The following is a 24,313-nucleotide window of genomic DNA, read 5'->3' as shown; positions in this document are numbered from 1 at the left end:
GGCGCAGTGCTATATGCGGACCGGCATGACCAGGTACAGGTAGTTGATCTTGTCGTAGGACTTGAAGATGCCCGCCTGCGAGTAGCTCTTGAGCTCCAGCGTGATCTCCTTCTCCTTGGACAGGGCATTGAGGCAGCCGAAGATGTAGTGGTAGTTGAAGGCGATGGTACCCGACTCGCCCTCGGCCCCGACATCGATCGTCTCCTGCGCAAGGTCCTGGTCATTGGAAATGGAGGACAGGCCCATCTGCCCGTTCTCGACATCGATCTCGAACTTGACGGCGGGGTTGGCGCTCGCGATAACGGCCACGCGCTTGAGGGCGGCGTTAAAGGCGGCGACGTCGATCTTAACGCTCGTCACGCACGAATCGGGGATGAGCTGCTTGTAGTTGGGGTACACGCCCTCGATGCGACGCGACACGTAGGTGGTGTTGCCGGCCTCGAAGACGACCTGGGTGTCGGTAGCCCCGATCATGATGGTCGTCTGGCTGGCCATGATGTTCAGCGCGTCGTTAAAGGCGTCAGCCGGAACGTTAAGCTCAAAGGAGCCCTCGAGGGTCGAGGTCTCGACCTGCGTATCGCACACGGCCAAGCGGAAGGAATCGGTCGCTACCAGGCGTACGGTGTTGTTCTCGACCTTCATGTGCACGCCGCCCAGGATGGGGCGAGCCTTGTCGGTCGAGGTGACGCGCCACACGCGGCCGACCATTTCGGACAAGACATCGGTCGGCAGCTCCACGGCACTCTCGATGGCATAGGCCGGAAACTCGGGGAAGTCATTGGCATCGAGCGTGTTCAGGCGGAAAGAGCTCTTCTCGCAACCAATCAGCACCTGGCGCTCGGACAGCTCAAAGGTGACCGGGGCATCGGGGAGGGTCTTGGTGATATTGGAGAGCATCTTACAGGGAATAACCATCTCGCCCTCTTCTTCGACATGCGCCGCGATGCGATGACGGATCGAGATGGTGTAGTTAGAGGTCTGGAATTCCAAGATGCCGTCTTGGGCCTTAACGAGCACGCCCGACAGGATGGGGAGGGTGGATGCCGAAGCGACACCCTTCATAACGACGCCGATGGCTTGTGTAAGCGAGCTCTGGCTGACGGTGAACTTCATCTTTTAATACCTTTCTATAGATATAAATATCTTAATAATAGTAATAGCACTGACGAAACTGTTGATTACTCCCAAAGACGCAGGTCAGACCCAGAAAGAGAATCGACAGCAACCTGTGTGCAACAGGGGTGGTTTTCCACGTTCAAAACCTGCGCAAAACTTTTCATCACCGCGGGTTGGGTTTTAGACACCTTATGCCCGTGGTTTCGACAAGTTTTCAACAGGTGTCTCTATTTCCCTACGAGCGCAGTGTAATTTTATCGCGCAGCGACTTGAGGTCTTCGGTGACGGTGCGGTCTTCCTGGATCATCTTCTGGACCTTTTTGTAGCTCGTGCTGACGGTCGAGTGGTTGCGGTTGCCAAATTCGGCGCCCACCGCCGTGGTCGTCATCTCGCACATCTCGATGGCCAGATAGATGGCAATATGGCGTGCTTTGGCGATATTGGCGTTGCGACGCGGGCCGATGAGCTCCTCGTGCGTCACGCCGTACTGCTCTTCGATGACGGACTGAACCGTCTGGACGTTGATCTTTTTGGCCGATGTGTCGAAGTACTGGCTGGCGATGGCGTCGATATCGTCAAAGGTGAGCTCCCCGCCCTCGCGCTCGCGGTCGCCCGCCTCGCCGGCGCAGCGCTCGCAAAAGCTCTCGAGTTCGCGGATGTTGGTGCCCGAGACCTCGGCCATGTGTTTAAAGTGGTCGTCGGTCAGGTGCCCGCTGTCGCCCCCATAGGCCGCCAGCAGCGAGTCGTCGCCTGCCTCGGGAGCGGCGACGATGGTGTTCTCGTAATAGCGCTGCAAGATCTTGTATTTCATCTCGTAGCTGGGCTCTGCGACCAGGCAGAGCATGCCGGCGTTGAAGCGGCTGGTCAGACGCTCGTCCATGCTCAGGTCCTTGGGGGCGCGGTCTGCCGCGATGACGACCTTCTTGTTGTTGCGGATGAACTCGTCCATGAGCTGGAAAAAGTAGTCCACGCTCGCGCGCTTGCCGATGATGTTTTGGATGTCATCGATGATGAGCACGTCCACGCCGTGGTATGCCTGCATGATAGGGGCGTTGCTCTTCTTTTGGCGGTCGAACTCGGTCATCAGGTCGTCCAGATATGCCTGGGAGTTGGCATACTTGACCTTGATCTCGGGCGACTTCTCGGCGAGCTCGTTTTTGATGGCAAGCAGCAGGTGCGTCTTGCCCAGGCCCGATTTGCCGTAGATGAACAGTGATGTGCACGTGCCGCGCTCGTCCGCGAGGGCGGCAAACTTGAGTGCCGAGCGATAGGCATGGCTGTTCTCGGGGCCGTAGACAAAGTTCTCAAAGGTAAATTTTGAGTTCGCGGCGAGTGGGGCTCCATCCGTATTCTGCTCGGCCGGCACGGTCGGTGCCGGCATGGGTGAAGCGGGGGTCGCGGCTTGCGTGGACTTAGTCGGCGCCCCGCCCTTCATCTGGTTCATCATGCGACGAAAATCATCGGCCGAGAGCGTGTTCTTGATTGCAATGCCCGAATCCGCGCCCGCCGCTGCGTCATGAGCGATGGGCATGTGCGTGACGGGTGCGTTCGTTGACGTCGCAGCGGCGGTCGGCAACGGTGCCATGGTTTCACGGGAAACATCGCTGTGCTGGTGCTCGATTGTCGGCACGTCGCCTGCGGAGGCTGGCGCCGCAGGGGAAGCAGCGGGAGCCGTGGCGGGCACCGTCGCGGCAGCAGATTCGGCCGTTGCGCCTTGCGGTGCCACGATGTCGAGCGCGATCGGAGCAAAGGCGATTTCTTCCAGATAGGCCTCAATAGTCGGCTGATGCTTTTTGAGCTGCGCGATGGCAAAGCGCGAGGGGGCCTCGATCGTGAGCGTATCTTCGGTCAGGCTTATGGCGCGCGATTGCCCCAGCATGTTGATGAGGCGTGCATCTTGGCCGTCGCGCTGGCAAAAGGCGATGGCATCCCCCAGGATGATGCTTGCTTCCTCGTCCACTGTCTCTCCCGTTCTTTAGCTCTGAGCTCGCACGCGAGCGGCGCCGAGTTCGGTCAGATGGTATTTCTGGCCATGCTTGATGACCAAGCCGGCCTGCGCCAAGTCATTGAGCGTGCGTGACCAAGTGGGGGCCGAGTTTCCAAACGCCCTCGCCAGATCGGTTGCACCGCACGCTTGATTTTGCGCCAGATAGCCCAGCGCGGCGTTGCCGCGATCGCTTACGAACACGTCCGGTTGTGGCTGCGCATACTGATTTGCTGCATTAGGATACATCATTTGAGCTGGTGGTTGTTGAGAACTCTGCATCGGCGACATTTGCTGTTGAAAACTTTGAGGCCACTGTTGGTAAGGCTGCGGAGTCATCTGCTGGGCCCAGGGGTTGTACTGCTGCTGCGGCATCTGCTGGTACGGCTGCTGATATCCCTGCTGGTACTGCTGTGGGAACTGCTGGCCATACCCCAGTGGCGGCATCTTCTGATATGGATATCCCTGTTGGTACGGCTGATATCCCATTTGCTGGCCACCCGGTGCCCCCGTCGCCTGCTGCATTGTTGCTGCATCCTGATCCGCCAGTGGCATGGCCTCTGGCACGTTTGGCGGCATCGACATCGACGCCGCCTGGGACTCTTGTGTAGGAAGCATTCCGGGCTGCTGCATCTGTCCCACGCGGGGCTGCATCTGTTGCGTTGCCATGGGCTGCTGCGCAAAAGCTCCCGGCAGGGGATATGCGGGCTGCTCCGTCTCGGGCCGCACGGCAGCACCGCGCCCGCCGGCGCGTTCGATTTCCTGCACGCGTTTAGGATCCAGGCTTACCGTAACCACGGTGCCGTTGCCCATGTTGTCCTCGATGGACACGGCCCCGCCGGCGTTTTCCAAATACTCCTGCACCATGGGAAACCCTGCTCCGGTTCCACGGATATAGCGCTTCATCTTGCTGTTTGCGCTGGTAACGCCAAAGTCGAAAGCGCGCTCCTTGTCGTCGATGCCGGGTCCTTGATCAGCAAAGCGGATGGTGTCTCCGCCGTCCAGAATCGAGATGATGGGCTCGGCAAAGTGCGCGTGGATAAAGTTTTCGACAATCTCGCGGATGACCATGAGCGAGATATGGCCACCTTGTTCTTTCATGCACTGGTAGACGGTGTTGGTCGTCTCTTCCAAATACGTGCGGACATCTTGCGGATCAATGACGATCACACGCGGTGTCGACAGCATGTCGTCATAGACGGCGATGCGCGCGGCGTACATGACTTTTGGCGCCTGCGTGGTCGTCTGCTCGCCTTCCTCACGCTCTTCGCGCACGCCGGTGATGTGCTCGTTGTCGGGTGCCGGGTCTCCGGAATCGACCATGGTGTAAAAGTCGTCAGACATGCCGCTCGCAATCTTTCAAAAGGTTTCGAACAAATAGTAGCTCACCGTGCAATGTTTCTCATCTTTCGACAACTTTTCAAAACCTGTTGAAAACTTTGGAAAACGGACGAAAAGTTCTCAACATTGCCAACATGACCTGTTGAAAACTCGATGAAATATCGTGAAAAGTTGCCATGCACCGCTAAATCGAGCTCGGCTTATGGGGGAACCGTGTGAACTGCGCAACCTTTTACCTTTGATTTCTTGACATTTGAACATTGATTTCCCTACAATCTTCAAGCTCACGTGTCTATATCTGCGTCCGCGCCCCCGCGGACACTCGAAATGCAGCAGGAGGAACTTAAGATGAAGCGTACGTATCAGCCTAATAAGCGTAAGCGTGCCAAGACCCATGGCTTCCGTGCCCGTATGGCCACTAAGGGTGGTCGTGCCGTGCTCGCCCGTCGTCGCGCCAAGGGCCGCAAGCGTCTCACTGTCTAGCAGCGATACACACATCTCGCATGAAGACTATTAAGTCTCGGCAAGATTTCGAGCATGTGTTCAGTCAGGGGCGTCGTTTCAATCACCCTCTGATTCGAATGACCATATGTGAATCGGTTGGCGAAGGCGACTCCGGAAGGGTCGCCTTCGTTGGTGCTAAACGGCTCGGTTGTGCTGTCGTGCGCAACCGTTCTAAGCGTGTGATGCGCGAGGCCGCCCGCAGCTGTGGATTTCCCGTTGCGGGTTATGACATCATCTTGTTCGCAACTCCCAAGACGAGGGTTTCTTCGCCTCAGGAGATGGACAATGCATTGCGTTCGCTTATGAAACGCGCCGGCGTTGCCGGGGAGGAGCGATGAGCAATCACGTTTTGCGACGTGTTGCCATCGCTCCTATTCGCATATATCAACAGGTTATTTCGCCCTTATTGCCTGACGCCTGCATTTATTACCCAACGTGCTCGCAATACGCCGTCCAGGCGATTGAGAAGTACGGTGTTTTGAGAGGCTGCTGGCTTGCCGTGAGGCGCATCGCTCGCTGCAATCCCCTGCACGTCGGCGGTTATGACCCTGTGCCCTAGTGGGCACTCGCTATCGGAGGAAAACTTACATGTGGGATTGGATCGTTAACATCCTTTTCGAGCTGCTCAAGCTCATCCAGACCTTTGCGGTCGACTGGGGCCTGTCCATCATCATCCTGGTGGTCATCATCCGTCTGCTACTGACGCCGCTTATGCTCAAGTCGACTAAGTCGACGGCACGCATGCAGGTGCTGCAGCCCAAGATGCTCGAGATCCAGGAGCGCTATGCCGACGATCCCCAGCGTCAGGCCGAGGAAATGCAGAAGTTCTACAGCGAGAACAAGTTCAACCCGATGGCTGGTTGTCTGCCGCTGTTGATTCAGATGCCTGTCCTGTTCGCCCTATTTACGCTGCTGCGTAACCTGCCGGACTACTTTAACGACGGCGCGTTCTCGTTCTTTAATATTCTGCCCGACCTGACCACCACGCCGAGTGCCTCCTTTGCCGATGGCTTTATGGTCGCGCTGCCTGCGCTGGTCTGCCTGATCCTGTTCGCTGTCCTGACCCTGATTCCGCAGCTCTATATGTCGCGCAACCAGACCGGCCAGCAGGCTCAGAGCATGCGTATGATGGCCGTTGTCATGACGGTCATGATGCTTTGGATGGGCTGGAGCCTTCCCGTTGGTGTTCTGCTGTACTACGACGTCTCGTCTGCTTGGCAGGTTATCCAGCAGATTTTTGTGACGCAGAAGGTCATCGACAAGGCGAAGGCCGATGAGGAGGAGCGCCTTAAGAACGCGCCGCTGCAGGTTGAGGTCACTCGTCGCGAGAAGAAGCCGCGCCCGCACAAGAAGAAGTAGCGGGATATCAATCTTATTTAGGTACCTAACTTTTGGAGTACGTTATGTCTGAAGAGATCATCGAGGATATGCTTGAGGAGGTTGCCCCGCAGGTCGCGGGCGATTATCCCGAGATTGCACAGCGCTACAAGGCCGGTGAAGAGCTGACCGACGAGGAGCTCGACACCATTGCCGATGTCGCGATTTCCATCCTGCGTTCCATCCTTTCGCACTTCGATGCCGCCAACTCTCCTATCGATGAGTATGAGGGCGACGAGGGTGAGCTGATTCTGGATGTAACGGCTCTTGACCTTGCTGTTCTCATTGGCCGTCATGGTCGCACCCTTGATGCCCTTCAGGTTATGTTCTCTTTGCTAGTGAGCCGCAAGCTTGGCTTTAGGTATCCGGTTGTAGTGGACGTCGAGGGATACAAGAGCCGCCGTCAGGACAAGGTTGCCTCCATGGCTCAGTCTGCAGCCGAGCGTGCCATCCGCACTCATAAGAGTGTTTCGCTTCCGCCCATGAATGCCTACGAGCGCCGACTGGTTCACATTGCACTTCGTGGCAATGACGCCGTCGATACTCATTCTGAGGGTTCTGACCCCGATCGCCATGTGGTGATTGTTGCTCGATAATCTACTCGAGCTTATGCTAAGGGGACGTGGTTTCCACGTCCCCTTTTTTTGTCAAAAGTTCTCGATACACTGATTTTTGTCAGAAAGGAGCTTTCGTTGTTAGTACTTACTGATCAGCAAGCTGACGAGATGTTGACTCGTCTATCTTCCTATTGCAAAGAGTATTCCTTGAGCGTATCTGATGTTGAGCTGAGGAAATGTATTCAGCATTTGGATTTGGTTCTGGAAACAAATAAGACAACTAATCTCACCCGTATTCTTAACGTAGAAGATGCTGCGGTACTTCATATCCTCGACTCACTTGTTTTGCTCCCCTATATCAATAAGGCTCCTGAGGGAGCTTTGCTCGATATGGGTACAGGTGCGGGCTTCCCTGGTATTCCGTTAACCATAGCCACGCATCGTAAAACTACTTATATTGACTCTGTTGGTAAGAAGGTTGACGCCGTCAATTCTTTTGTTCATGCTCTTGGGTTGAAACATGCTCATGCGATTCATGATCGCCTTGAAGAATATGCTCGAAGCCATAAGAAGCAGTTTTCTGTCGTAACCGCCCGCGCACTTGCCCCTCTACCGATTCTTGTTGAGTATGCGGCTCCGTTCCTCAAGGATGGAGGTCTATTTGTTATCACCAAGGGTAATCCTTCGGATGAGGAGCTAGTTTCCGGTACGTCGGCAGCTAAGATTTGCGGCTTCACTTTGCTTCTTAATGACGCAATCGATTTGCCTGAGGGCTTGGGCCACAGGGAGTTCATTGTTCTTAAGAAGAGTCATCCAGCATCCGTTTCATTGCCTCGTGCAAATGGCATGGCAAAGAAGAATCCGCTTGCCTAGATGTTTCACGTGAAACATAATGGATACTACAACTTGCAGTGTTTCACGTGAAACATGGCGGTTGATATCGAATCGGAATGTTTCACGTGAAACATCCTCCGTTTGACAGCTTTAATACACACCAGGAGGGACCGTGGGATTTCGCGACGTTAAGCGTTCTAAGAGCGCAAAAGACACGCGTATCATTGCAATCATCAATCAAAAAGGCGGCGTCGGTAAGTCAACGACGGCTGTAAACCTTGCAGCAGCACTGGGTGAGCAGGGTCGTAAGACACTGATTGTCGATTTTGATCCGCAAGGAAACAGTACCAGTGGATTTGGAATTGAAAAAGAAGACCTTGATCACTGCATCTATGATGCATTGTTGAATGATGTGCCGGCAGAATCGCTTGTTCTTGATACAAATTGCAAAAAGGTATTCGTAATTCCAGCTACGATTCAGCTTGCAGGTGCCGAAATTGAGCTTGTAAGCGCAATTGCTCGTGAAACCCGCCTCAAAGATTTGCTTGAGCCGATTCAGGACGAGTTCGATTTTATTTTCATTGACTGTCCTCCTTCGCTCGGCCTGCTTACTATCAATGCCCTGACCGCAGCAGATAGCGTTTTGATTCCAATCCAGTGCGAGTATTACGCACTCGAGGGCGTTACGAAGCTGCTTGAGTCAATGAAGATGGTCAAATCACGTCTGAACAAGGGCTTAGACACCTATGGCGTGCTTATGACCATGTATGACTCACGTACTTCTTTGTCGAATCAGGTTGTTGAGGAAGTTCAATCGTACTTTGGTGATAAGGCGTTTAAGACGCTGATTCCCCGTACGGTTAAAATCTCTGAAGCTCCGTCTTTTGGAGAACCGATAATTACCTATGCACCTCAAAACAAGGGTGCAAAAGCGTATATGAACCTTGCAAAAGAGGTGATCAAGCGTGCCTAGTGCAAAGAAACGTGGTGGATTGGGACGCGGACTCAATGCTTTGGTCTCAGAGGCTGAGTATGAGACCGGTGGTTCTGCTGCATCTGCTTCAAATGCCGCATCTGAAACAAAGCTACCTATTGAGGATATCGTTCCCAACCCTAATCAACCGCGAATTCACTTTAATGAAACTGAACTTCGCGAGTTGAGCGAGTCAATCCAAGAACATGGCGTTTTGCAGCCGCTCTTGGTTCGCAAGCATGGAAACGGTTATGAGATCATCGCTGGTGAGCGTCGTTACCAGGCGTCAAAGCTTGCTGGTCTTGAGGAACTGCCTGTCATCATTAAAGATGTTAATGATGAAGAGATGCTGGCTCTTGCTCTTATCGAAAACCTTCAGCGTTCTGATCTGAATCCCGTCGAAGAGGCTAAGGGCTATCGCCAGCTCATCGATGCTAGCGGTATGACCCAGGAGGCATTGTCGAAGGCCGTAAGCAAGTCACGCTCTGCAATTACAAACTCGCTGCGCCTTCTCGATCTCCCCGAAGTAGTTCAGCAGATGATTTTTGAGGGTAAACTTACTGCTGGTCACGCACGTGCGATTCTTGCAGTTCCCTATGAGGATGCTCGAATTCGACTTGCAGAGAAGGTTGTTGCGGAGGGCCTTTCCGTGAGAGCGACAGAAAATCTTGCTCCATTGTTTTCTGCCGGAGAGACACCTAAGACGCCGCGGCCTGCAACGCCTCAGTCTTTTAAAAAGGCTGCGCGTGTACTTCGTCAGGTATTTAATACCAACGTGCGTGTGAAGAGCTCGCGTGGAAAGAATAAGATTGAGATTGAGTTTAAAGACGAGGAAGAGCTCTCTCGTATTCTTGGTGAAATGATTCAGTTTGATCAAGGAGGCCAAGATGAGGAATAAGATTTTTACTGCGATTGCATTGGCGACGACTGTCGCGGCTGGTGCCTTTGCTGGTTATAAGATCGCGACAGACGATGAACTTCGAGGCCGTTTGCTTCGTGGCGCGCAAGATATCGTTGATACATCCAAGAAGAAAATGGATGTTATGACAGAAGATGTTGCCATGCGAACTGCTCAGGTAACGAAAAATCCTAAGATTAATCAAGGTTGGGTTAGTAACCAATGGGAAAATGTAGGCTATTAGGTACCTAACAATTACTTAGCATATTTTGATGGGTCCTTGTCTGATTCACGAGACAAGGACCCCTTATTTTGGCCGTAAAAATGGGACCAGTAGCAGCTGATTCAAAATTAAGGTCAATAAATGAAACGACCCCGGTTGCATATCCTGCAACCGGGGTCGTTCGATGTTTCACATGAAACGTTTTGGGGTGCGACTCCCCTATGCGTTTTTCTGAACTTTAAAGCGCTGCTTCAGCTGTCCGCAAGCGGCGTCAATATCGTTACCACGGGAGTTACGAATCGTGGTCTCGATGCCACGGGACTCAAGACGACGCTGAAGATCCTCAACCTTATGAATCGGCGACGGCTTGAGCGGGCTGCCCTCGATGTCGTTAAGCTGAATTAGATTAACGTGGCACAGCGTTCCCTCGCAGAAGTCGCAGAGCGCCTGCATCTCGGGATTCGTATCGTTGACGCCTTCGATCATGGCATACTCATAGGTCGGGCGGCGGCCAGTCTTCTCGGTGTAGAGCTGAAGCGCTTCGTGAAGGCGAAGCAGCGTGTATTTCTTAACACCGGGCATGAGCTTATTGCGCGTCGACTGGATGGCGGAATGCAGGGAAACGGCAAGCGTGAACTGCTCGGGGATATCGGCAAATTTGCGAATACCGGGAATAACGCCGCTGGTAGAGACGGTGAGGTGACGAGCGCCGATACCGATGCCATCGGGGTCGTTGAGGATACGCAGTGCCTTGAGAACCTCGTCGTAGTTGGCAAACGGCTCGCCCTGGCCCATGAAGACAACGCTTGTGGCACGCTCGCCAAAGTCGTTGGATACATGAAGCACCTGGTCGACGATCTCTTGAGCGGTCAGAGAGCGCTTGAGGCCGTTGAGACCGGTAGCGCAAAAGGCACAGCCCATGCCGCAGCCTGCCTGGGTGGAAACGCAGACGGAAAGTTTGTTACGGCGGGGCATGCCGACAGTCTCGACGGAAATGCCATCGTGGTACTCGAGCAGATACTTGCGCGAGCCATCTTTGGAAACCTGCTTGATGATTTCAGTCGGCGTATCAAAGGCAAAAGCCTCTTTAAGCTGCTCACGGAAAGCCTTGGGAAGGTTGGTCATATCGTCAAACGAACAAACGTTCTTCTCAAAGACCCATTCGATGAGCTGCTTCGCGCGGAAGGCGGGCTGGCCAAGTTCGGCCACGAGCTCGCGAATATCGTTTTGGCTCAAGTCGCGAATGTCCTGAGATTTAGTCCTGGGATTCATGGAAGCCTTTCGATTTTGGGGAAACGTAGAGGGTATCGCTACAATATGGTATCAGCTGCAGAAATTATAGAGGAGGAGTCTGCCCATGCCGGGTAAAAGCCTAGAGAACATGCACGTAGCGGTCTTGGCGGGCGGTCATTCCGCCGAGCGCGAGATCTCGCTCGATTCGGGAAAGAACGTTGTGGTGGCACTGAAAGAAGCCGGCTACACCTCGGTGGAGCTGCTTGACACGGCCGCTGATGACTTTATGGTAACCATGGCGACCGGCGGATTCGATGTGGCATTTATCGCCATGCACGGCGCCGGCGGTGAGGATGGCGCCATGCAGGGTGCCATGGAGACCCTGGGTATCCCCTACACGGCCTCGGGCGTACTTGCCAGCGCCTGCGGTGCCGACAAGGAGGTCTCTAAGCTCCTATACGCCAAGGCGGGCATTCCTATTGCCCCCGGCCTTGCGCTCGAGGTGGGCGATGAAGTCGATATCGATCATATCGTTGAGGTTTGTGGCGAACGCTGCTTTGTGAAGCCGGCCGTCAACGGTTCCAGCTATGGCATTTCCCTGGTCCATGAGCCCTCCGAGCTGCCCGCGGCAATCGCCAAGGCGTTTGAGTACGGCGACAAAGTGCTGGTCGAGAAGTGCATCGAGGGTACCGAGATCACCGTCGGCGTATACGGCGAAGATGACGTACGCGCCCTGCCGATTGTCGAGATTCGTAAGCCCGAGGACTGCGAGTTCTACGATCTGGACGTGAAGTATGTCGACCCTACGGATATCCATCGCATTCCGGCGCAGATTTCACCCGAGAATTACGCTCGCGCTCAGGAACTTGCCTGTGCCGCTCACAAGGCCCTCGGTTGCCTGGGTATCTCGCGCAGCGACTTTATTGTGAGCGAGGACGGCCCCGTTATCCTCGAGACCAATACCATTCCCGGCATGACCGATACGTCGCTGTATCCGGATGAGATCCGCCACACCGACGACATGACGTTCCCGCAGGTCTGTGACAGCCTGATCCGTATGGGCCTTCGTCGAGCGGGCATTGCATGCTAATCGAGGACGCGGTTTCGTCAGGAACGCCGCAGTTTGTCATCGACTCCTATGCCACGCTTGCCGACCGCGCCAAAACGCAGTCCTTCGGCCTTATCGAGGAAGATGTGATTGTCCTCGATACCGAGACCACGGGTCTTTCGGTGCAGGACAACGAGCTGATCGAGATCTCGGCGGCCCGTCTTTCGGGCCGCGAGGTCATCGACCGCTTCGATACCTTCGTGCATCCCAAACAGCTGATTCCCGCCGAGATTACCGAGCTCACGAGCATTACAAATGCCGATGTGGCAGATGCCCCGTCGGCGGTTGAGGCCGTCGCCGCTCTCGCCGATTTTGTCGGTGGCTGCCCGGTGATCGCACACAACGCCACGTTCGACCGCTCGTTTATCGAGTCTGTCAAAGGCGGCGTCAACGTGAGCGATATTTGGATCGATTCGCTGGCGCTGTCGCGCATCGCGCTTCCGCGCCTGGCCTCGCACAAGCTGTCTTTTATGGCCGATCTGTTTGGCTGCGACTCGGTATCACACCGTGCCAATGCCGACGTCGACGCCCTGTGTGGCGTATGGCGCGTGTTGCTCGTGGCGCTCACCGACTTGCCCCAGGGCCTCATGGCGCGCCTAGCCGACATGCATCCGGACGTGCCTTGGTCCTATCGTCCTATCTTCTCATTCTTGGCAGGGCAGAACCCTGGTTCTATCTTCTCTCTCAGCGCCGCTCGTGCTGACGTTCTCAAGGCCGATCGCGCCGACGATCGGGTGGACGCCGATGAGCTGCCGGTTCTCAAGATGCCGAGTCGTGAGGAGATCGAGGCAGACTATGCACCAGGTGGCCTGGTCAATCGCATGTATCCCACCTACGAGCCGCGTGATGAGCAGATCGCGATGGCGCTCGAGGTCCGCGATGCGCTGGTCACGGGCACTCATCGAGTAATTGAGGCAGGCACAGGCGTCGGCAAATCGATGGCCTATCTGGTGCCTTTTGCCGAGGCAGCACGCCGTAACAACATCACGGTTGGTATTGCGACCAAATCGAACAATCTTGCCGACCAGCTCATGTACCATGAGCTGCCAAAACTTGCCGAGCAACTGGACGGTGGTCTGTCATTTTGCGCTCTCAAGGGGTATGACCACTATCCGTGCCTGCGCAAGCTTGAGCGCATGAGCCGCGGCCAGGTCGAGATTACCACCAAGCGCGATCCGGCAGACACGCTCACGGCGGTCGCGGTCATTATGGCGTACGTCTGCCAATCAACCGATGGCGACCTCGACTCGCTCGGCATTCGGTGGCGCAGCGTCAACCGTCCCGACTTTACGACGGCCTCGCGCGAGTGTGCTCGTCGCCTCTGCCCGTTTTTCCCTGATAAATGTTTGGTCCACGGCGCTCGCCGTCGTGCGGCGCATGCCGATGTGGTGGTCACCAACCATTCCCTGCTGTTCCGCAACGTCGCGGCCGAGGGCAGGATTTTGCCGCCGATTCGTCATTGGGTAATCGACGAGGCCCATTCCATCGAGCGCGAGGCGCGCCGTCAGTGGGCGCGTGTGGTGTCGGCGGACGAATCACGCGTTCTGTTTGAGCGTCTGGGTGGCTCGAGCACCGGCGCGCTAAGCCAGGTTTCCCGTGATTTGGCAACCTCCGAGGGCTCTACGCTCTATCTGGGCCTTACTGCCAAGGCGACGTCGACGGTTGCGCGCGCGAGCATGGCGATTGCCGGCGTGTTCGATGGCGTTCGCGAGCTCGGTCGCCGTGTCCGTGGGGGCTATGACAATGCCAATCTATGGATTGGCCCCGAGCTGCGCGAATCTGACGACTGGCATGATTTCTTACAGTCGGCCTACACTGGCATCGACGCATTGGAACAAGCTGACAAGAGCGTCGACGCGCTGGTGCAAGCCGTCGCCGCCGACAAGCCAGAGGTTGTTGTCGACCTGGGTGATATCTCGCGCCGCCTGCACGAGCTGGCCGAGAACCTAAAACTCATCATTGATGGTACCGATGAACACTACGTGTATTCGCTGCAGGTCAATCGCAGGCTGCGTGCCGGCGGAGAGTCAATGACCGCAGAGCGCATCGACATTGGCGAGGCCTTGGCAACCGAGTGGCTGCCCGAGGTTCACACGGCTATCTTTGCCTCGGCGACCATGACGGTGTCCAAAAGCTTTGAGCACTTTAACCATGCGGTCGGCCTTGATCGCATCGGTGCTTCAACGTCGTCATCGCTGCACTTGGATTCGAGCTACGACTTCGATTCGAACATGGCTGTAGTCGTTGCGGGCGATATCCCCGATCCGCGCGATCGTGAGAGCTATCTTACGGCGCTCGAGCGCGTACTGGTCGACGCCCATCTTGCCATGGGCGGATCGGTGCTCACGTTGTTCACCAATCGGCGCGACATGGAGGACCTATACGCCCGCGTTGAGCCCAAGATGGCCCGTGCGGGTTTGGAGCTCAACTGCCAGCAGCGCAACTCATCTCCTCGTCGCCTACGCGACCGGTTTATCAACGAACCGACCTCGTCGCTCTTCGCTCTCAAGGCCTTCTGGGAGGGGTTTGATGCCAGCGGCGAGACGCTGCGCTGCGTCATCATTCCCAAGTTGCCGTTCTCGAGCCCCACGGACCCGCTCTCGTGCGAGCGCAACCTGCGCGAAGACCGCGCATGGGCGCGCTATTCGCTGCCCGAGGCGGTGCTCGAGGTTAAGCAGGCCGCGGGGCGTTTGATTCGCTCGTCGACCGATAGCGGCGTGCTGATCTTGGCGGATCCTCGCCTGGTGACGAAGGGCTATGGCAAGAAGTTCTTAACGTCGCTGCCCACGAGCTCCTACCAGCGCATCGAATCGGCGCAGATCGGGCACTATCTACAGCTGTGGCGTGCACGCCACGAGCGGCGGCGCTAAAGCGGACAGACGAGGGTTTTTGCCATATCGCACAGACGCTTTGACAGGGTGGGGTCATCCAAGATGCGGATGGCTCCGCCCGCTGCGATTATCTGGCTCAGTAGCCAACGCTCGGAGCCGTAATGTACGGTTACCGTTGCCATGTCTGTCCCGCTGCGTTCGATTAGGGTGATGCCGGCCCAGTCCAGATGCTCCGCCATATCGAATGGCATCAAGAGCTTTGCGCTACGCTGCGTCCGGGCAAGGGAATCGTGGAGGGATGCAACGTCCGGTGCGTGAGGCACGACGGAGTCTTCCGTCAACGCGAGTCCCTCGATTTTATCCATGCGATAGGTGCGCTGCTCATCGACCGCGATGTCCCAGGCAATCAGATATGTTTGGTCGCCGTTTGCTGTAATGCGCAAGGGGTCGACCAGACGCTCGCGTGGCCGCGCGTCGTCCATCGAGCGATACGAGATGCGACAGCGAACGCCGTCCTGAATGGCGCAGCTCAGCTGCTGCCAGTGCGACCCGTGGTTGACGGTGTCAAAGACGTGCTGGTTATAGCCGAGCTCTTCGGGTAGAAGAGCATGTCGAATTCGAGCCGCCGCCTGGGGCTCGATCCCCAACGATTCAAGTTCGTGGTTGAGCACAGCGCCCTCGGCGGCACTCAGGCGCAGCGGTAGTACACGCCCGGCGTCACCGGTGAGGACCACGCGCTCGCCGTGGCATTCGCAGATGATACGCGCACCCGATTCTCGGTCCGCGAGCGTCGAGACGATCTCGAGAATCTCGTCGAGCGACGCCCCCGTGATGTCAAAGCGACTGCAAATCTCGGTTCGTGTCATGCCGCTCTCGCCGGCGGCGTAGAGGGCCTCCATGATGTCGATGGCGCGCGAGAGCCTCTGCTCGCTGGTGAGTTTACGCACGGGCATGCTCGTGCACCGTCCTTTCAATGAGGTGGTTCCACGCCTGCTTGAGCGATTTGGGGGCCATGGGCCTCATGCCGTCCATGGCGTGGGCCATGCAAAATGAGGCGCCGGCTTCAAGATCGCGCACGTCAACGGTCCAAGTCCATCCCGAATCGGTGTGTGCGAGCTCACCTCGCCCGCGCGTGAGGCCGTTGATCATATCGATCTGCGTCTGCGGGGCGAACGAGAACGTAGCCGCAACGGGCGGGCGGTCGGCAAAATCGAATTCAAAGAACAGGTAGTCGTTGAGATTGAAGTCTGCAGGGATGGCGTAGGCCTTCGAAGGACGCCAAGCGCGAACGATACGGTCGCAGCGGAATGTCCTGATGTCGTCGGTGGCATTGTCGAGGCCGCAGAAGTACGCAACGCCCTCGCGCTCGAACATGCCGTAGACGCAGACGGTACGCTCTTTCTGCTCACCGCGTCCGTTCTGATATAAAAATCGCAGCGCGCATCGCTCGGCAAAGGCGCTCCATACCGCATCGACGGTGGGAGAGCGGCGGATCGGTGCTTCGTCCGCCGTCGTCCTGCCGGTGAGGTAGGCAATCTTGGAACGAATATCGGCAAGCGGCGCGGCAAAAGTGGATGAGCCGGCCGCTATTGTCTGGTCGATAGCGTTGAGCAGGATATCGGCGTCGTCTGCGGTGATGAGGCCGCCTGCCGCAAACGTGTGCTCGCGGTCGATTGTCCATGAGCTTTCCTCGGTCTCCTGCGCGCCGGCGGGGCGAACCTCCTTGATTAAGATGCCGCGTTCGAGCAGTTTGTCACGATCGCGCCGAAACTTGCGCTTATCCGAGTCGATATTGCCCGAGCCATATCCCAGGTCAGAATCCAAGACGATCTGCTCGGTCGTCAGCGGTTCGGGGGAGCTGTTGAGCACAAAGAAAAGATTGAGGATGCGCTGAGCCGTTTTATCGAAACTGGGCTCCGAATTCCCCTTTTTAATTGTCGCGGTCGCGTCGCTTGCCGTCATAGAGTCCTCGCATGAGAAGGTGGTTTGCTGCCATGATTTTAGTCCGATATGGAGATTAGGCTATATCCTTGTCCGCTCGGGGCGTTAAGATGGCCCGAATTCGGTCGTTTGCGCTCGCTCGGGGTATACTTTCGACTATATACGGTTCTAATGTGCATGCATTGGGCCTATTTGTCGGATTATGGATGTGGAGCGCACATGGCGAACACCCAGAACTATATTAACCACCTGCTGCAGAACACCGGCATCACGCCGGCATGCAGCGAAGAAGAGCGCTTGGCTGCCGAGGATATCGCTCAGATCTTCCGCAACCACGGCTTTGATCCCGAGGTTCAGGAGTTCAATGCCCCGGCGCCCAGCAGGTTGGCATTTGCCGTTACCGGTATTCTTGCGTTTGCCGGCGCCCTGCTGATGGGCATCGGTGGCGGCATCGGCTTGGTCGGCACCTTGCTGGCCATTGTCGGCGCCGTTCTTTACGTGCTCGAGCGCACGGGCCACCCCGTGGTTTCGCGCCTGGGCAAGACGGGCGTGAGCCAAAATGTCATCGCCTACCACAAGGCCTCGGGCCCGCTCGCGTCTCCGCGCAACCGCCCGGTGGTCGTTGTCGCACACTACGACTCTCCCCGTGCTGAGCTGCTCGCCCGCGAGCCCTATGCTTCGTATCGTGCGCTCATCGCCAAGCTGTTGCCCGTTGCCACGGTTGCCCCTGCTGCCGTTGCCATCTTGCGTATCCTGCCGCTCCCCGGCGCGCTCAAGGTTCTGCTGTGGATTGTCGCGATCCTCGCTTCCCTCGTTGCGCTCGCCAACGCGGCAAACATCATTTCTAACCGTTTTGTGCTTCCCTATACGTCCGGCGCAGTGTGCAACAAGTCTTCTGTCGCCGCTATGCTCGGCGTTATGGACAACGTTGCTCCCTTCCAGGGCGAAAACGAGTTTCCCGACGATGTTCCGTTCGATACCTATTTTGGGGAGCAGAAGCGTCGTGCCGAGGAGATGGCGCGCGCAGCAGCGGAGTATGCCGCGGCCCAACAGCAAAACGACTACGGCAACACCATCGAGTATGAAGAGCCTACCTACGCCGAGGACGAGTTCGGTCAGCCGATTGCTCCCGACGCTCAGACCGAGCCCGAACAGGGCGAGGCTTTCGACGAGCAGATCGAGGGCTTTGAGGGTGCGTCTGCCGACGAGACGCTGATTGGCGCCATCGTGCCCGAGGATCAGAATCAGGCTGTCCAGGCCGAAGAGTTCAATGACGAGGTTCCCACTGCCGAGCCGGCGGAGGAGCCTGTCGCGGCCGAGCCCGAGCCCAGGCTCTATCGCAATGCCGCCGGCAACATCCGCTTTGGTTCGGATGCCATCCGTGCGCTCGGAATGCTTCCCGAGTCCTGCACGCTCGATTACGAGGAAGGCGAGGAGCCGACGTTTGAGCCCGAGCCTGCCCCCGTCGTGACTGCATCTGCGCCCGTTGTCGCCGTGGATGATGAGTCTGCCGCGGTTGCCGCTGCCGTTGCCGAGCCCGAGGCGGTGTCCGCGATCGATCCCGCGGCAGGACTGGACATTTTGGCTCCCGCCGCGCCGGCGCAAGACGTTAGGGACGAGCCTGACGACGATTACGCTGAACAGCCGAGGCGCGTGTCTTACGAGAGCGATACTGATTTCTCGGCCGAGATTCCCGCGGCAACGCCCCATGCCGATATTGCATCCGCGTTCTCTTCGATTGGCGCCAGCGCTTCCAACTTCTTTAAGGGTGCGCTTGCAAAGGGCAGGAAATTTGTCGACGATTTCGAGGGGAAGCGCGTTGCCGCACGCGAGGCTGCCGAGCAGGAGGCTATCGCTCAGCAGCAGGCAGCCGAGGCGGCACGTGAGCGCGCGGCGCAAGAGTTCGAGCAGAACGAGGCTATGCAGTCCGTGCCTGTCGACGTCGCCGAAGCTACAACGTCCTTTGAGGCTCAGCAGCACGTCGATAGCACCATGTCGTTTGATGCCGCGCAGTTCGATTCCACGATAACGTTTGAAAAGCAAGGCACCGCGATTGCCGAGCCCCTTCCTGTTTCCGATGAGCAGGGCGACGCGGCAGACGATGACGAGCCTATTGATGCTGCCGAAATCCAAGATGCCGCCGGGCACGAGCCCGTCGAGGTCAACTGTGACGAAGAGCAATACGCGGCAGCCGATCAAGGTGATTCGACCGAGGTCGAGCAGGAGGAAGTGCCTGCGGTTTCCGAGGCTCCCGAGACAGATGAGTCGAGGCCTTACTCCACGCAGATTTTCACCATGCCGACCCCGAGTGGTTCCGGTGCCACGGTTGCCGATGTTGCTCCCACCCAGGACGAAACGGTCGATTCCCTTATGGCCCAGATTTCCTCCCAGGCATCACCGCGTCCGCAGGTGAATGTTCCCGATCCGGCGTCGGCTCCGTCGCCTGCACCTTCCTCGTCTCCGCTGGCTTCGGTCCCCGATCCGTCGCTGCCGTCGATGAAGCAGGCAAACGTTGCGTCTCGCACGTCGCTGTTCGACCTTCCCGACCCCTCCGCACAGGTCAACGACCCCTTTGCTACCGCTCAGGGTCCCGAACCAACATCGGCACCCGTTGCGCCTCCTAGGCCCGTTGCGTCGGGCGCTCAGCCGATCGAGACCATTTCGGCTCCCGCCCCGGCGGCGCCCAAGTCTCGCAAGCGCGGCCTGGGCGGCCTGTTCGGTCGTAAAAAGAAAAACGAACAGGACAGCATGAGTGATTGGCTGGGCGTCGAAGACGATTACGATGCCAAGAAGTCCGGTCGCGGCATCGGTTCGTGGGATAATTTCGAGGACGATAACGATGGCTGGAAGGGCGGCGCTACGTCTTCCGACGGCGCTTCTTCCGAAGATATGCTCTCGGCTGTCGCCTCTATGGGCGACGATGAGCTGCTCGGTCACGATATCTGGTTTGTGGCAACGGGCGCCTCGGATTGTGATGGCGCCGGTATGAAGGCCTTCTTGGCTTCGCATCGCGATAAGCTCCGCGGCGTCTTCTTCATCAATCTTGAATCCGTCGGCGCCGGTAGGCTTTCGGTGGTGACGGTTGAGGGCGAACAGCAGCTGCTCAAGGGCGATCGCCGCATCATGAACCTGGTCAGCAAGGTGTGCAAGTCGTTCCATGTCGATTGTGGCGCGCTCGAGATGCCCTATGCCAAGACCGATGCCTACGCCGCCCTCGAGGCGAGCCGCCGAGCCCTCACCATCGCCGGCGTGGACGGCACGCGTCTGGCTTGCGCTCGTACCGAGGACGACCTGCCCCACAATGTCAACCCGACGAACATTGCCACGGTATCCGAGGTCGTGACCGAGGTTATCCGCCGTTCGTAGACGGAGCTCTAAGGAGTCAACGTGTTTTCGTATATTAAGCGCCATTGGCCTGTCTACGTGATTTTGACCTTGATTGCCATTGCGTTAGGGTTTGGAGCTGCCTACATCGTGGGCGCGAAGGGCTCGACCCCCGCCTCCGCAATCAGCGAAGAGGTGGAGCAAGAACAGAGCACGGGTGCCGATGGGATTCCTGAGTCCGAGCAAGCAATCGTTGATGGTGGATCTTCGTCTGCAGAGTAGATGCGGCGATTTAAATGATTGAAAGCGGGCGAGCCGGGGGACTGGCTCGCCCGCTTTTTCATCGCTCTAGCGCTTCTTTGGGATTGACCTAAGGCGAGCGAACCATAGGGCTGCGGCACCCGAGGTCAGGAGCGCGGTGATGCAAGCGGCGATGGGAGCTGATCCTGTTGCCGGTAGGTCCTGCGGTAGGGTACAGCGTTGAATGACACTGTCCTCGTCATGTGACTCAAGTTTATCGCCGCCGCCGTTGCGGCAAAGATCGACGCGTGCGCTGTTGGTGAGTGCAGTTTGGGGTGTGTAAGCCGACGTTGCCTGCATGTGCACGACTGCGCCCCGAGCATCTGTGCCAAGGATTGCTTTGGCATCGTCAAGGTCGTCGTGCTCATCTTTGAGATCATCACGGGTCCAAGAATCCGTATCGCTTCGAGTCGTAAAGTCGGCGGCTACCGCACCGTATTCAATGCGAATGCCCGTCACGACGGTATTGGATGCAAGGTCGAGTTCTTTCGCCTCGAGTGTGGCGGATTCCGTGGTCGAGACATCCGCCTTCCAGAGGTGCCAGCCGTCGTAATCGACGAGGCGACAGTCCTCACCAAGGCTCTCTTTTACTTCGTCGGACTCAAGCCAAGGATTTTCGTGCCCATCGTCAAGCGTCGCGTTTGCCGGCTCATCGGCTTCTGTCGAGTCCAACGGCGTTGTGCGATACCACACGTTGCACAGACCGTTGAGGTCGCCGATGGCGACGGGGATTTCGATTGAGACGAATCTCGCCGTGCCGTCTTTGGCGCACTCAAGATTATCGGTAATCGTAAACTCATCAACCCAAGTAGCGGAATCGTTTCGAGCATCGATGGTATAGGAGAAAAGCCCATCACTATTGGTTTGCGTCGCGGCGCGATTTTTACCATCGCCGTTGGCCAACAGGCCCTTTTCGATAGGTTGGACAAGCTCCTGACGCTTGTCGACCTGTCCTTTGATCTCGATGGGCGCATCCTTCATCGAGACGGATTGGACTTCTCCCGTGTCCTTTATTTCAAACGTTATCTCCTCGGCAAGGTCATAGGTCCGCGGAGATATCATTTCGCGCAACGAGTAGGTGCCGGGTGCAAGATGTTCGATGCGGTGCGGCTTGTCGGATGAGGTCCAGGAGTCTATTTCGGTTTTATCGGGACCATATAAGGTGAGCTGTGCGCCTTTCACTTCCTGCTCTCCGCTTGCATCGACCTTGGAGATATCAACCTTGGTGTAATCGTCGGATACGTTAAGCCGTGCTTCCACAACGGGTGTTTTCTGGTCGGCATAGGTAAGGTCGACGATATGGTGCGTCCGGTCGAGTAAGAAGCCGGTCGGCGCTTGAGTCTCGACAACCTCGTAGCGTGCGGTGCCAGATCCCAGCGGGAGGTCGTCCGCGCGTGCTTCTCCAGTTTCATCCGTCGTGACGGTAGCGACAGTCTCACCGTCGAGCGCGGCAATGCTACCGTCGGGGCGCACGATATCACCTGAGGCACGGATCTCAAAGGTGGCGCCCGCGAGGCTGCTGCCGTCTACGGCATCGGTTTTAACGATCCTGATGTTTCCGGTCGCGGCGTGGTTATAATACGAGACGATTGCAACGGGCGTTAGGTTTATATTGGCGGGTATGTTTACCTCGATCTCTCCGCCGACAAGATAGGGCTCTTTGGCCGAGGTTTCGCGTACATAATAGGTGCCCGGCATGAGCGATTCGGGCAGTGTGACGGTGCCGGTCGCGTCAGTCGTAAAGGTGTCCATTACGTTATATGCTGGATACCAGCATGTTTGTGAGACAGGTTTGTGATTGCTGTCGAGGAGTTGGAAGGTGAATCCGGCTAGGGGAACAGAGGCGCCTGTTTGGGCATCGCGTTTTACAATCTGGAGATGCGTCGACAGAGCGTGGTTGTCCACGATATATTGAAGCTCGGCGCCGTCGGAAATCTGATTGGCCTCGACGGTCCATTCCCCTGCACGTTTAAAACCCTCTGGGACGGTTTCCGGAACCTCACGAACGGTGTAGCCGGCGCGGTCGTATGGGATGGCTCCGTGGACACCGGCGGGTCGCTTGCCTGCGCCAAACCATGCTTCGGGCTGATCTTTGGTGGAGGCAAAGCCATAGATGTTTGTGGTCAGTGTGCCAACAACCTGCTGAGAGCTGTTACTGACAACCTCAAAGACAACATCTCCTGCCGGCTGCTCCAGGCCGGATTGATCGCTATTGCCGTAGTCCTTGAATTTTGAAATCTCAAGGTCAAACGCAATGGGGATATCGGAAACGCGAGATTCGATCTCGACCACGCCTGAATCGCCGAGTTGGTCGGCTCCAACGGTGTAAGACCAACTGTCACCGGAGGGCAAATAGCCCTCGGGCGCCTTCGATTCATAGATGGTAAAGGTTCCCAGGGGGACATCGGTGAGGGTAGCTCGACCGCTTTCATCGGTCCTGAGAGTTTGTGTCCATCCAGGGGTTGATTGCGATACGCACACGAATTCTGCTCCTGCGAGCGAAGCCCCAACTTGGGGGCCTGCATTCGTTGCGGCGTCGAGTTTTACGACATGCAGGGTGATGGCGCCGGGTTGTTCATCGATGGCGACCTGCCCGCCATCATTCCCCGTGGTAAAGGCAACGCGATCGGGGCGGGGGACATAGCCGGCCGGCGCCTTCATTTCAACTAGGTAGTATGCCGTGTTGGGTAGGAGTGTTGCCTGCGCTCGACCGTTGCTGTCCATCTGGACGGTGCCGACACGCGCGCCGCTGGCGCTCTCAAAAACATCGAATGTTGCCCCGTCAAACTGATAAGTATTGTTTCCGCTGGTAATAACGGTGTTCGCAGACTGCTTTTGGAAGGAAACAGAGACCGCCGGCAGTACATAGAGCATGTCTTGACGTTTGCTGCCGCCCGATACGGTTCCTAAATAGCGCCGCGCGCGGTGCGGAGCGGCTTTGATGCTTCCTGATTTTGCGTTGTCGTGGAGCCACCGCGCAGCCGCCACGACTTCATTGTCGGCGGTAAAGTGCCCACTCTTGGTTTTGCCCTGAGCGGTCGTGTAGGAGTAGGTGCCGTCGACATGGGTAGTGCCGTTGAGCATCCATACGGCAAGCTGGGTGGCGGCGCGGGCGCGATCGGGTGAAAGATGGTAACCGCCAAACGACGTGGCGGTAGGATATCCGTGACAAACGATTGCCGCGAACTCGTCGTCGAGCCACACCCAGCCTTGATCAAAGTTGAGCCATGGACCGCCCGGCTTGGTGGGCCCGGGGCGTTCCTGGTTCATGCAGTAGGCAATCGAGGCGTCTTGAGCTTCATACTTGCCGATGAAGAAGGGCCCACAATCATCGCTAATAGTACGGAAGCCGAGCTGGTCGTAGCCATCGACGGCAAATGCGGCTCCCGGTGCCAGGCAGCCGAACAGCAGGAAGAGGAGCAGGAGCAGCGGACCTGTTGCGATTGCGCTGTGGACAGAGTGCGTGGGTGCGTTGGACATGGCTGCTCCTTATCCCTCGTGCGCCGCATGGGGAGGTTGCGACGCGTAGGATGAGGCTACCCCCGAGGTTCATGCGGGTAAGTACCGGAGCCTGACCAAAAGCTTGCCCAATTCCTGACAAATTGAGCTCAAATACAACAATCAGGCAAAAGCGCAGGTAGAAGATAAGGAGAACAGGAGGCCAAAGGTCCTCATCTCCACAATTGATGCGATTTTCAAACGAATCTCCACAGCTAAAACAAGCATCGCCACCCTTGTATCGAACAAGACAACCGCGTTATACTAGCCA

The 24,313-nt window shown here is 57.0% G+C and carries 20 protein-coding genes; 13 read left to right on the top strand and 7 right to left on the bottom strand.

Annotated features, from left to right (window positions below):
• Window positions 1–9 precede the first annotated feature (9 nt).
• The 3 genes from dnaN to PMW67_RS07110 form a co-directional block, all read right to left on the bottom strand.
• Window positions 10–1,113 (bottom strand): DNA polymerase III subunit beta, encoded by a 1,104-nt coding sequence (gene dnaN, locus PMW67_RS07120; RefSeq protein ID WP_271739286.1) that lies wholly within the window; start codon window positions 1,111–1,113, stop codon window positions 10–12.
• A gap of 238 nt (window positions 1,114–1,351) precedes the next feature.
• Complete coding sequence (locus tag PMW67_RS07115) at window positions 1,352–3,076, bottom strand: DnaA ATPase domain-containing protein (RefSeq protein ID WP_118450326.1); 1,725 nt, start codon at window positions 3,074–3,076, stop codon at window positions 1,352–1,354.
• Between the two features lie 15 nt (window positions 3,077–3,091).
• A complete protein-coding gene (locus PMW67_RS07110) occupies window positions 3,092–4,444 on the bottom strand; it encodes an ATP-binding protein (protein WP_271739284.1) in 1,353 nt (450 codons plus the stop codon).
• Window positions 4,445–4,789: 345 nt separating this feature from the next.
• On the opposite strand from PMW67_RS07110, the gene rpmH reads away from it, so the two are divergent.
• The 9 genes from rpmH to PMW67_RS07065 all read left to right on the top strand — a co-directional run bounded on the left by rpmH (window position 4,790) and on the right by PMW67_RS07065 (window position 9,828).
• Complete coding sequence (gene rpmH / locus PMW67_RS07105) at window positions 4,790–4,924, top strand: 50S ribosomal protein L34 (RefSeq protein WP_019127408.1); 135 nt, start codon at window positions 4,790–4,792, stop codon at window positions 4,922–4,924.
• A gap of 20 nt (window positions 4,925–4,944) precedes the next feature.
• Window positions 4,945–5,283 (top strand): ribonuclease P protein component, encoded by a 339-nt coding sequence (rnpA, locus tag PMW67_RS07100; protein WP_082435526.1) that lies wholly within the window; start codon window positions 4,945–4,947, stop codon window positions 5,281–5,283.
• Entirely contained in the window at window positions 5,280–5,504 is a 225-nt protein-coding gene (yidD, locus tag PMW67_RS07095) for a membrane protein insertion efficiency factor YidD (protein WP_022093804.1), read from the top strand. The genes rnpA and yidD overlap by 4 nt, the downstream gene beginning before the upstream one ends.
• A gap of 29 nt (window positions 5,505–5,533) precedes the next feature.
• Window positions 5,534–6,304 (top strand): YidC/Oxa1 family membrane protein insertase, encoded by a 771-nt coding sequence (locus PMW67_RS07090; protein ID WP_117564014.1) that lies wholly within the window; start codon window positions 5,534–5,536, stop codon window positions 6,302–6,304.
• 44 nt (window positions 6,305–6,348) lie between these two features.
• Window positions 6,349–6,918 (top strand): Jag family protein, encoded by a 570-nt coding sequence (locus tag PMW67_RS07085; protein ID WP_271739283.1) that lies wholly within the window; start codon window positions 6,349–6,351, stop codon window positions 6,916–6,918.
• Between the two features lie 168 nt (window positions 6,919–7,086).
• On the top strand, window positions 7,087–7,752 hold the full coding sequence (gene rsmG, locus PMW67_RS07080) for a 16S rRNA (guanine(527)-N(7))-methyltransferase RsmG (protein ID WP_271739281.1): 666 nt from the start codon (window positions 7,087–7,089) through the stop codon (window positions 7,750–7,752).
• Between the two features lie 133 nt (window positions 7,753–7,885).
• Entirely contained in the window at window positions 7,886–8,686 is an 801-nt protein-coding gene (locus PMW67_RS07075; RefSeq protein WP_117843533.1) for a ParA family protein, read from the top strand.
• Window positions 8,679–9,584, top strand: coding sequence for a ParB/RepB/Spo0J family partition protein (locus PMW67_RS07070; protein ID WP_199408188.1), 906 nt, complete (start codon window positions 8,679–8,681; stop codon window positions 9,582–9,584). Before PMW67_RS07075 ends, PMW67_RS07070 begins: the two co-directional genes overlap by 8 nt.
• Window positions 9,574–9,828, top strand: a complete 255-nt coding sequence (locus PMW67_RS07065) for a hypothetical protein (RefSeq protein ID WP_099432405.1) — start codon at window positions 9,574–9,576, stop codon at window positions 9,826–9,828. Before PMW67_RS07070 ends, PMW67_RS07065 begins: the two co-directional genes overlap by 11 nt.
• Before the next feature lie 198 nt (window positions 9,829–10,026).
• Here the strand turns inward: PMW67_RS07065 and rlmN are convergent, their stop codons facing one another.
• Entirely contained in the window at window positions 10,027–11,079 is a 1,053-nt protein-coding gene (gene rlmN / locus PMW67_RS07060; protein WP_271739279.1) for a dual-specificity RNA methyltransferase RlmN, read from the bottom strand.
• 85 nt (window positions 11,080–11,164) lie between these two features.
• Between rlmN and PMW67_RS07055 the strand changes: the two genes are divergently transcribed.
• Window positions 11,165–12,130: a D-alanine--D-alanine ligase family protein gene (locus PMW67_RS07055; RefSeq protein ID WP_117637917.1), complete on the top strand. Its 966-nt coding sequence runs from the start codon at window positions 11,165–11,167 to the stop codon at window positions 12,128–12,130.
• Window positions 12,124–15,018, top strand: a complete 2,895-nt coding sequence (locus PMW67_RS07050; protein WP_271739277.1) for a helicase C-terminal domain-containing protein — start codon at window positions 12,124–12,126, stop codon at window positions 15,016–15,018. The genes PMW67_RS07055 and PMW67_RS07050 overlap by 7 nt, the downstream gene beginning before the upstream one ends.
• Here the strand turns inward: PMW67_RS07050 and PMW67_RS07045 are convergent.
• Together PMW67_RS07045 and PMW67_RS07040 are read right to left on the bottom strand one after the other, a co-directional pair.
• Entirely contained in the window at window positions 15,015–15,932 is a 918-nt protein-coding gene (locus tag PMW67_RS07045) for a helix-turn-helix transcriptional regulator (RefSeq protein ID WP_271739276.1), read from the bottom strand. The genes PMW67_RS07050 and PMW67_RS07045 overlap by 4 nt on opposite strands.
• Window positions 15,919–16,941: a helix-turn-helix transcriptional regulator gene (locus PMW67_RS07040; protein ID WP_271739275.1), complete on the bottom strand. Its 1,023-nt coding sequence runs from the start codon at window positions 16,939–16,941 to the stop codon at window positions 15,919–15,921. The genes PMW67_RS07045 and PMW67_RS07040 overlap by 14 nt, the downstream gene beginning before the upstream one ends.
• A 198-nt stretch (window positions 16,942–17,139) precedes the next feature.
• On the opposite strand from PMW67_RS07040, the gene PMW67_RS07035 reads away from it, so the two are divergent.
• Complete coding sequence (locus PMW67_RS07035) at window positions 17,140–20,286, top strand: hypothetical protein (RefSeq protein WP_271739274.1); 3,147 nt, start codon at window positions 17,140–17,142, stop codon at window positions 20,284–20,286.
• Between the two features lie 21 nt (window positions 20,287–20,307).
• Window positions 20,308–20,526, top strand: a complete 219-nt coding sequence (locus PMW67_RS07030) for a hypothetical protein (protein ID WP_022094153.1) — start codon at window positions 20,308–20,310, stop codon at window positions 20,524–20,526.
• Between the two features lie 66 nt (window positions 20,527–20,592).
• On the opposite strand, the gene PMW67_RS07025 is transcribed toward PMW67_RS07030, so the two are convergent.
• Window positions 20,593–24,024, bottom strand: coding sequence for a SpaA isopeptide-forming pilin-related protein (locus PMW67_RS07025; RefSeq protein ID WP_271739272.1), 3,432 nt, complete (start codon window positions 24,022–24,024; stop codon window positions 20,593–20,595).
• Window positions 24,025–24,313: the final 289 nt, after the last annotated feature.

The sequence above is a fragment of the Collinsella aerofaciens genome (genome assembly GCF_028209395.1).
Classification (GTDB): Bacteria; Actinomycetota; Coriobacteriia; order Coriobacteriales; family Coriobacteriaceae; genus Collinsella; species Collinsella aerofaciens_AZ.
The sequence above is the reverse complement of the archived record's forward strand: the minus strand, read 5'-3'. Positions and strand labels throughout refer to the sequence as shown.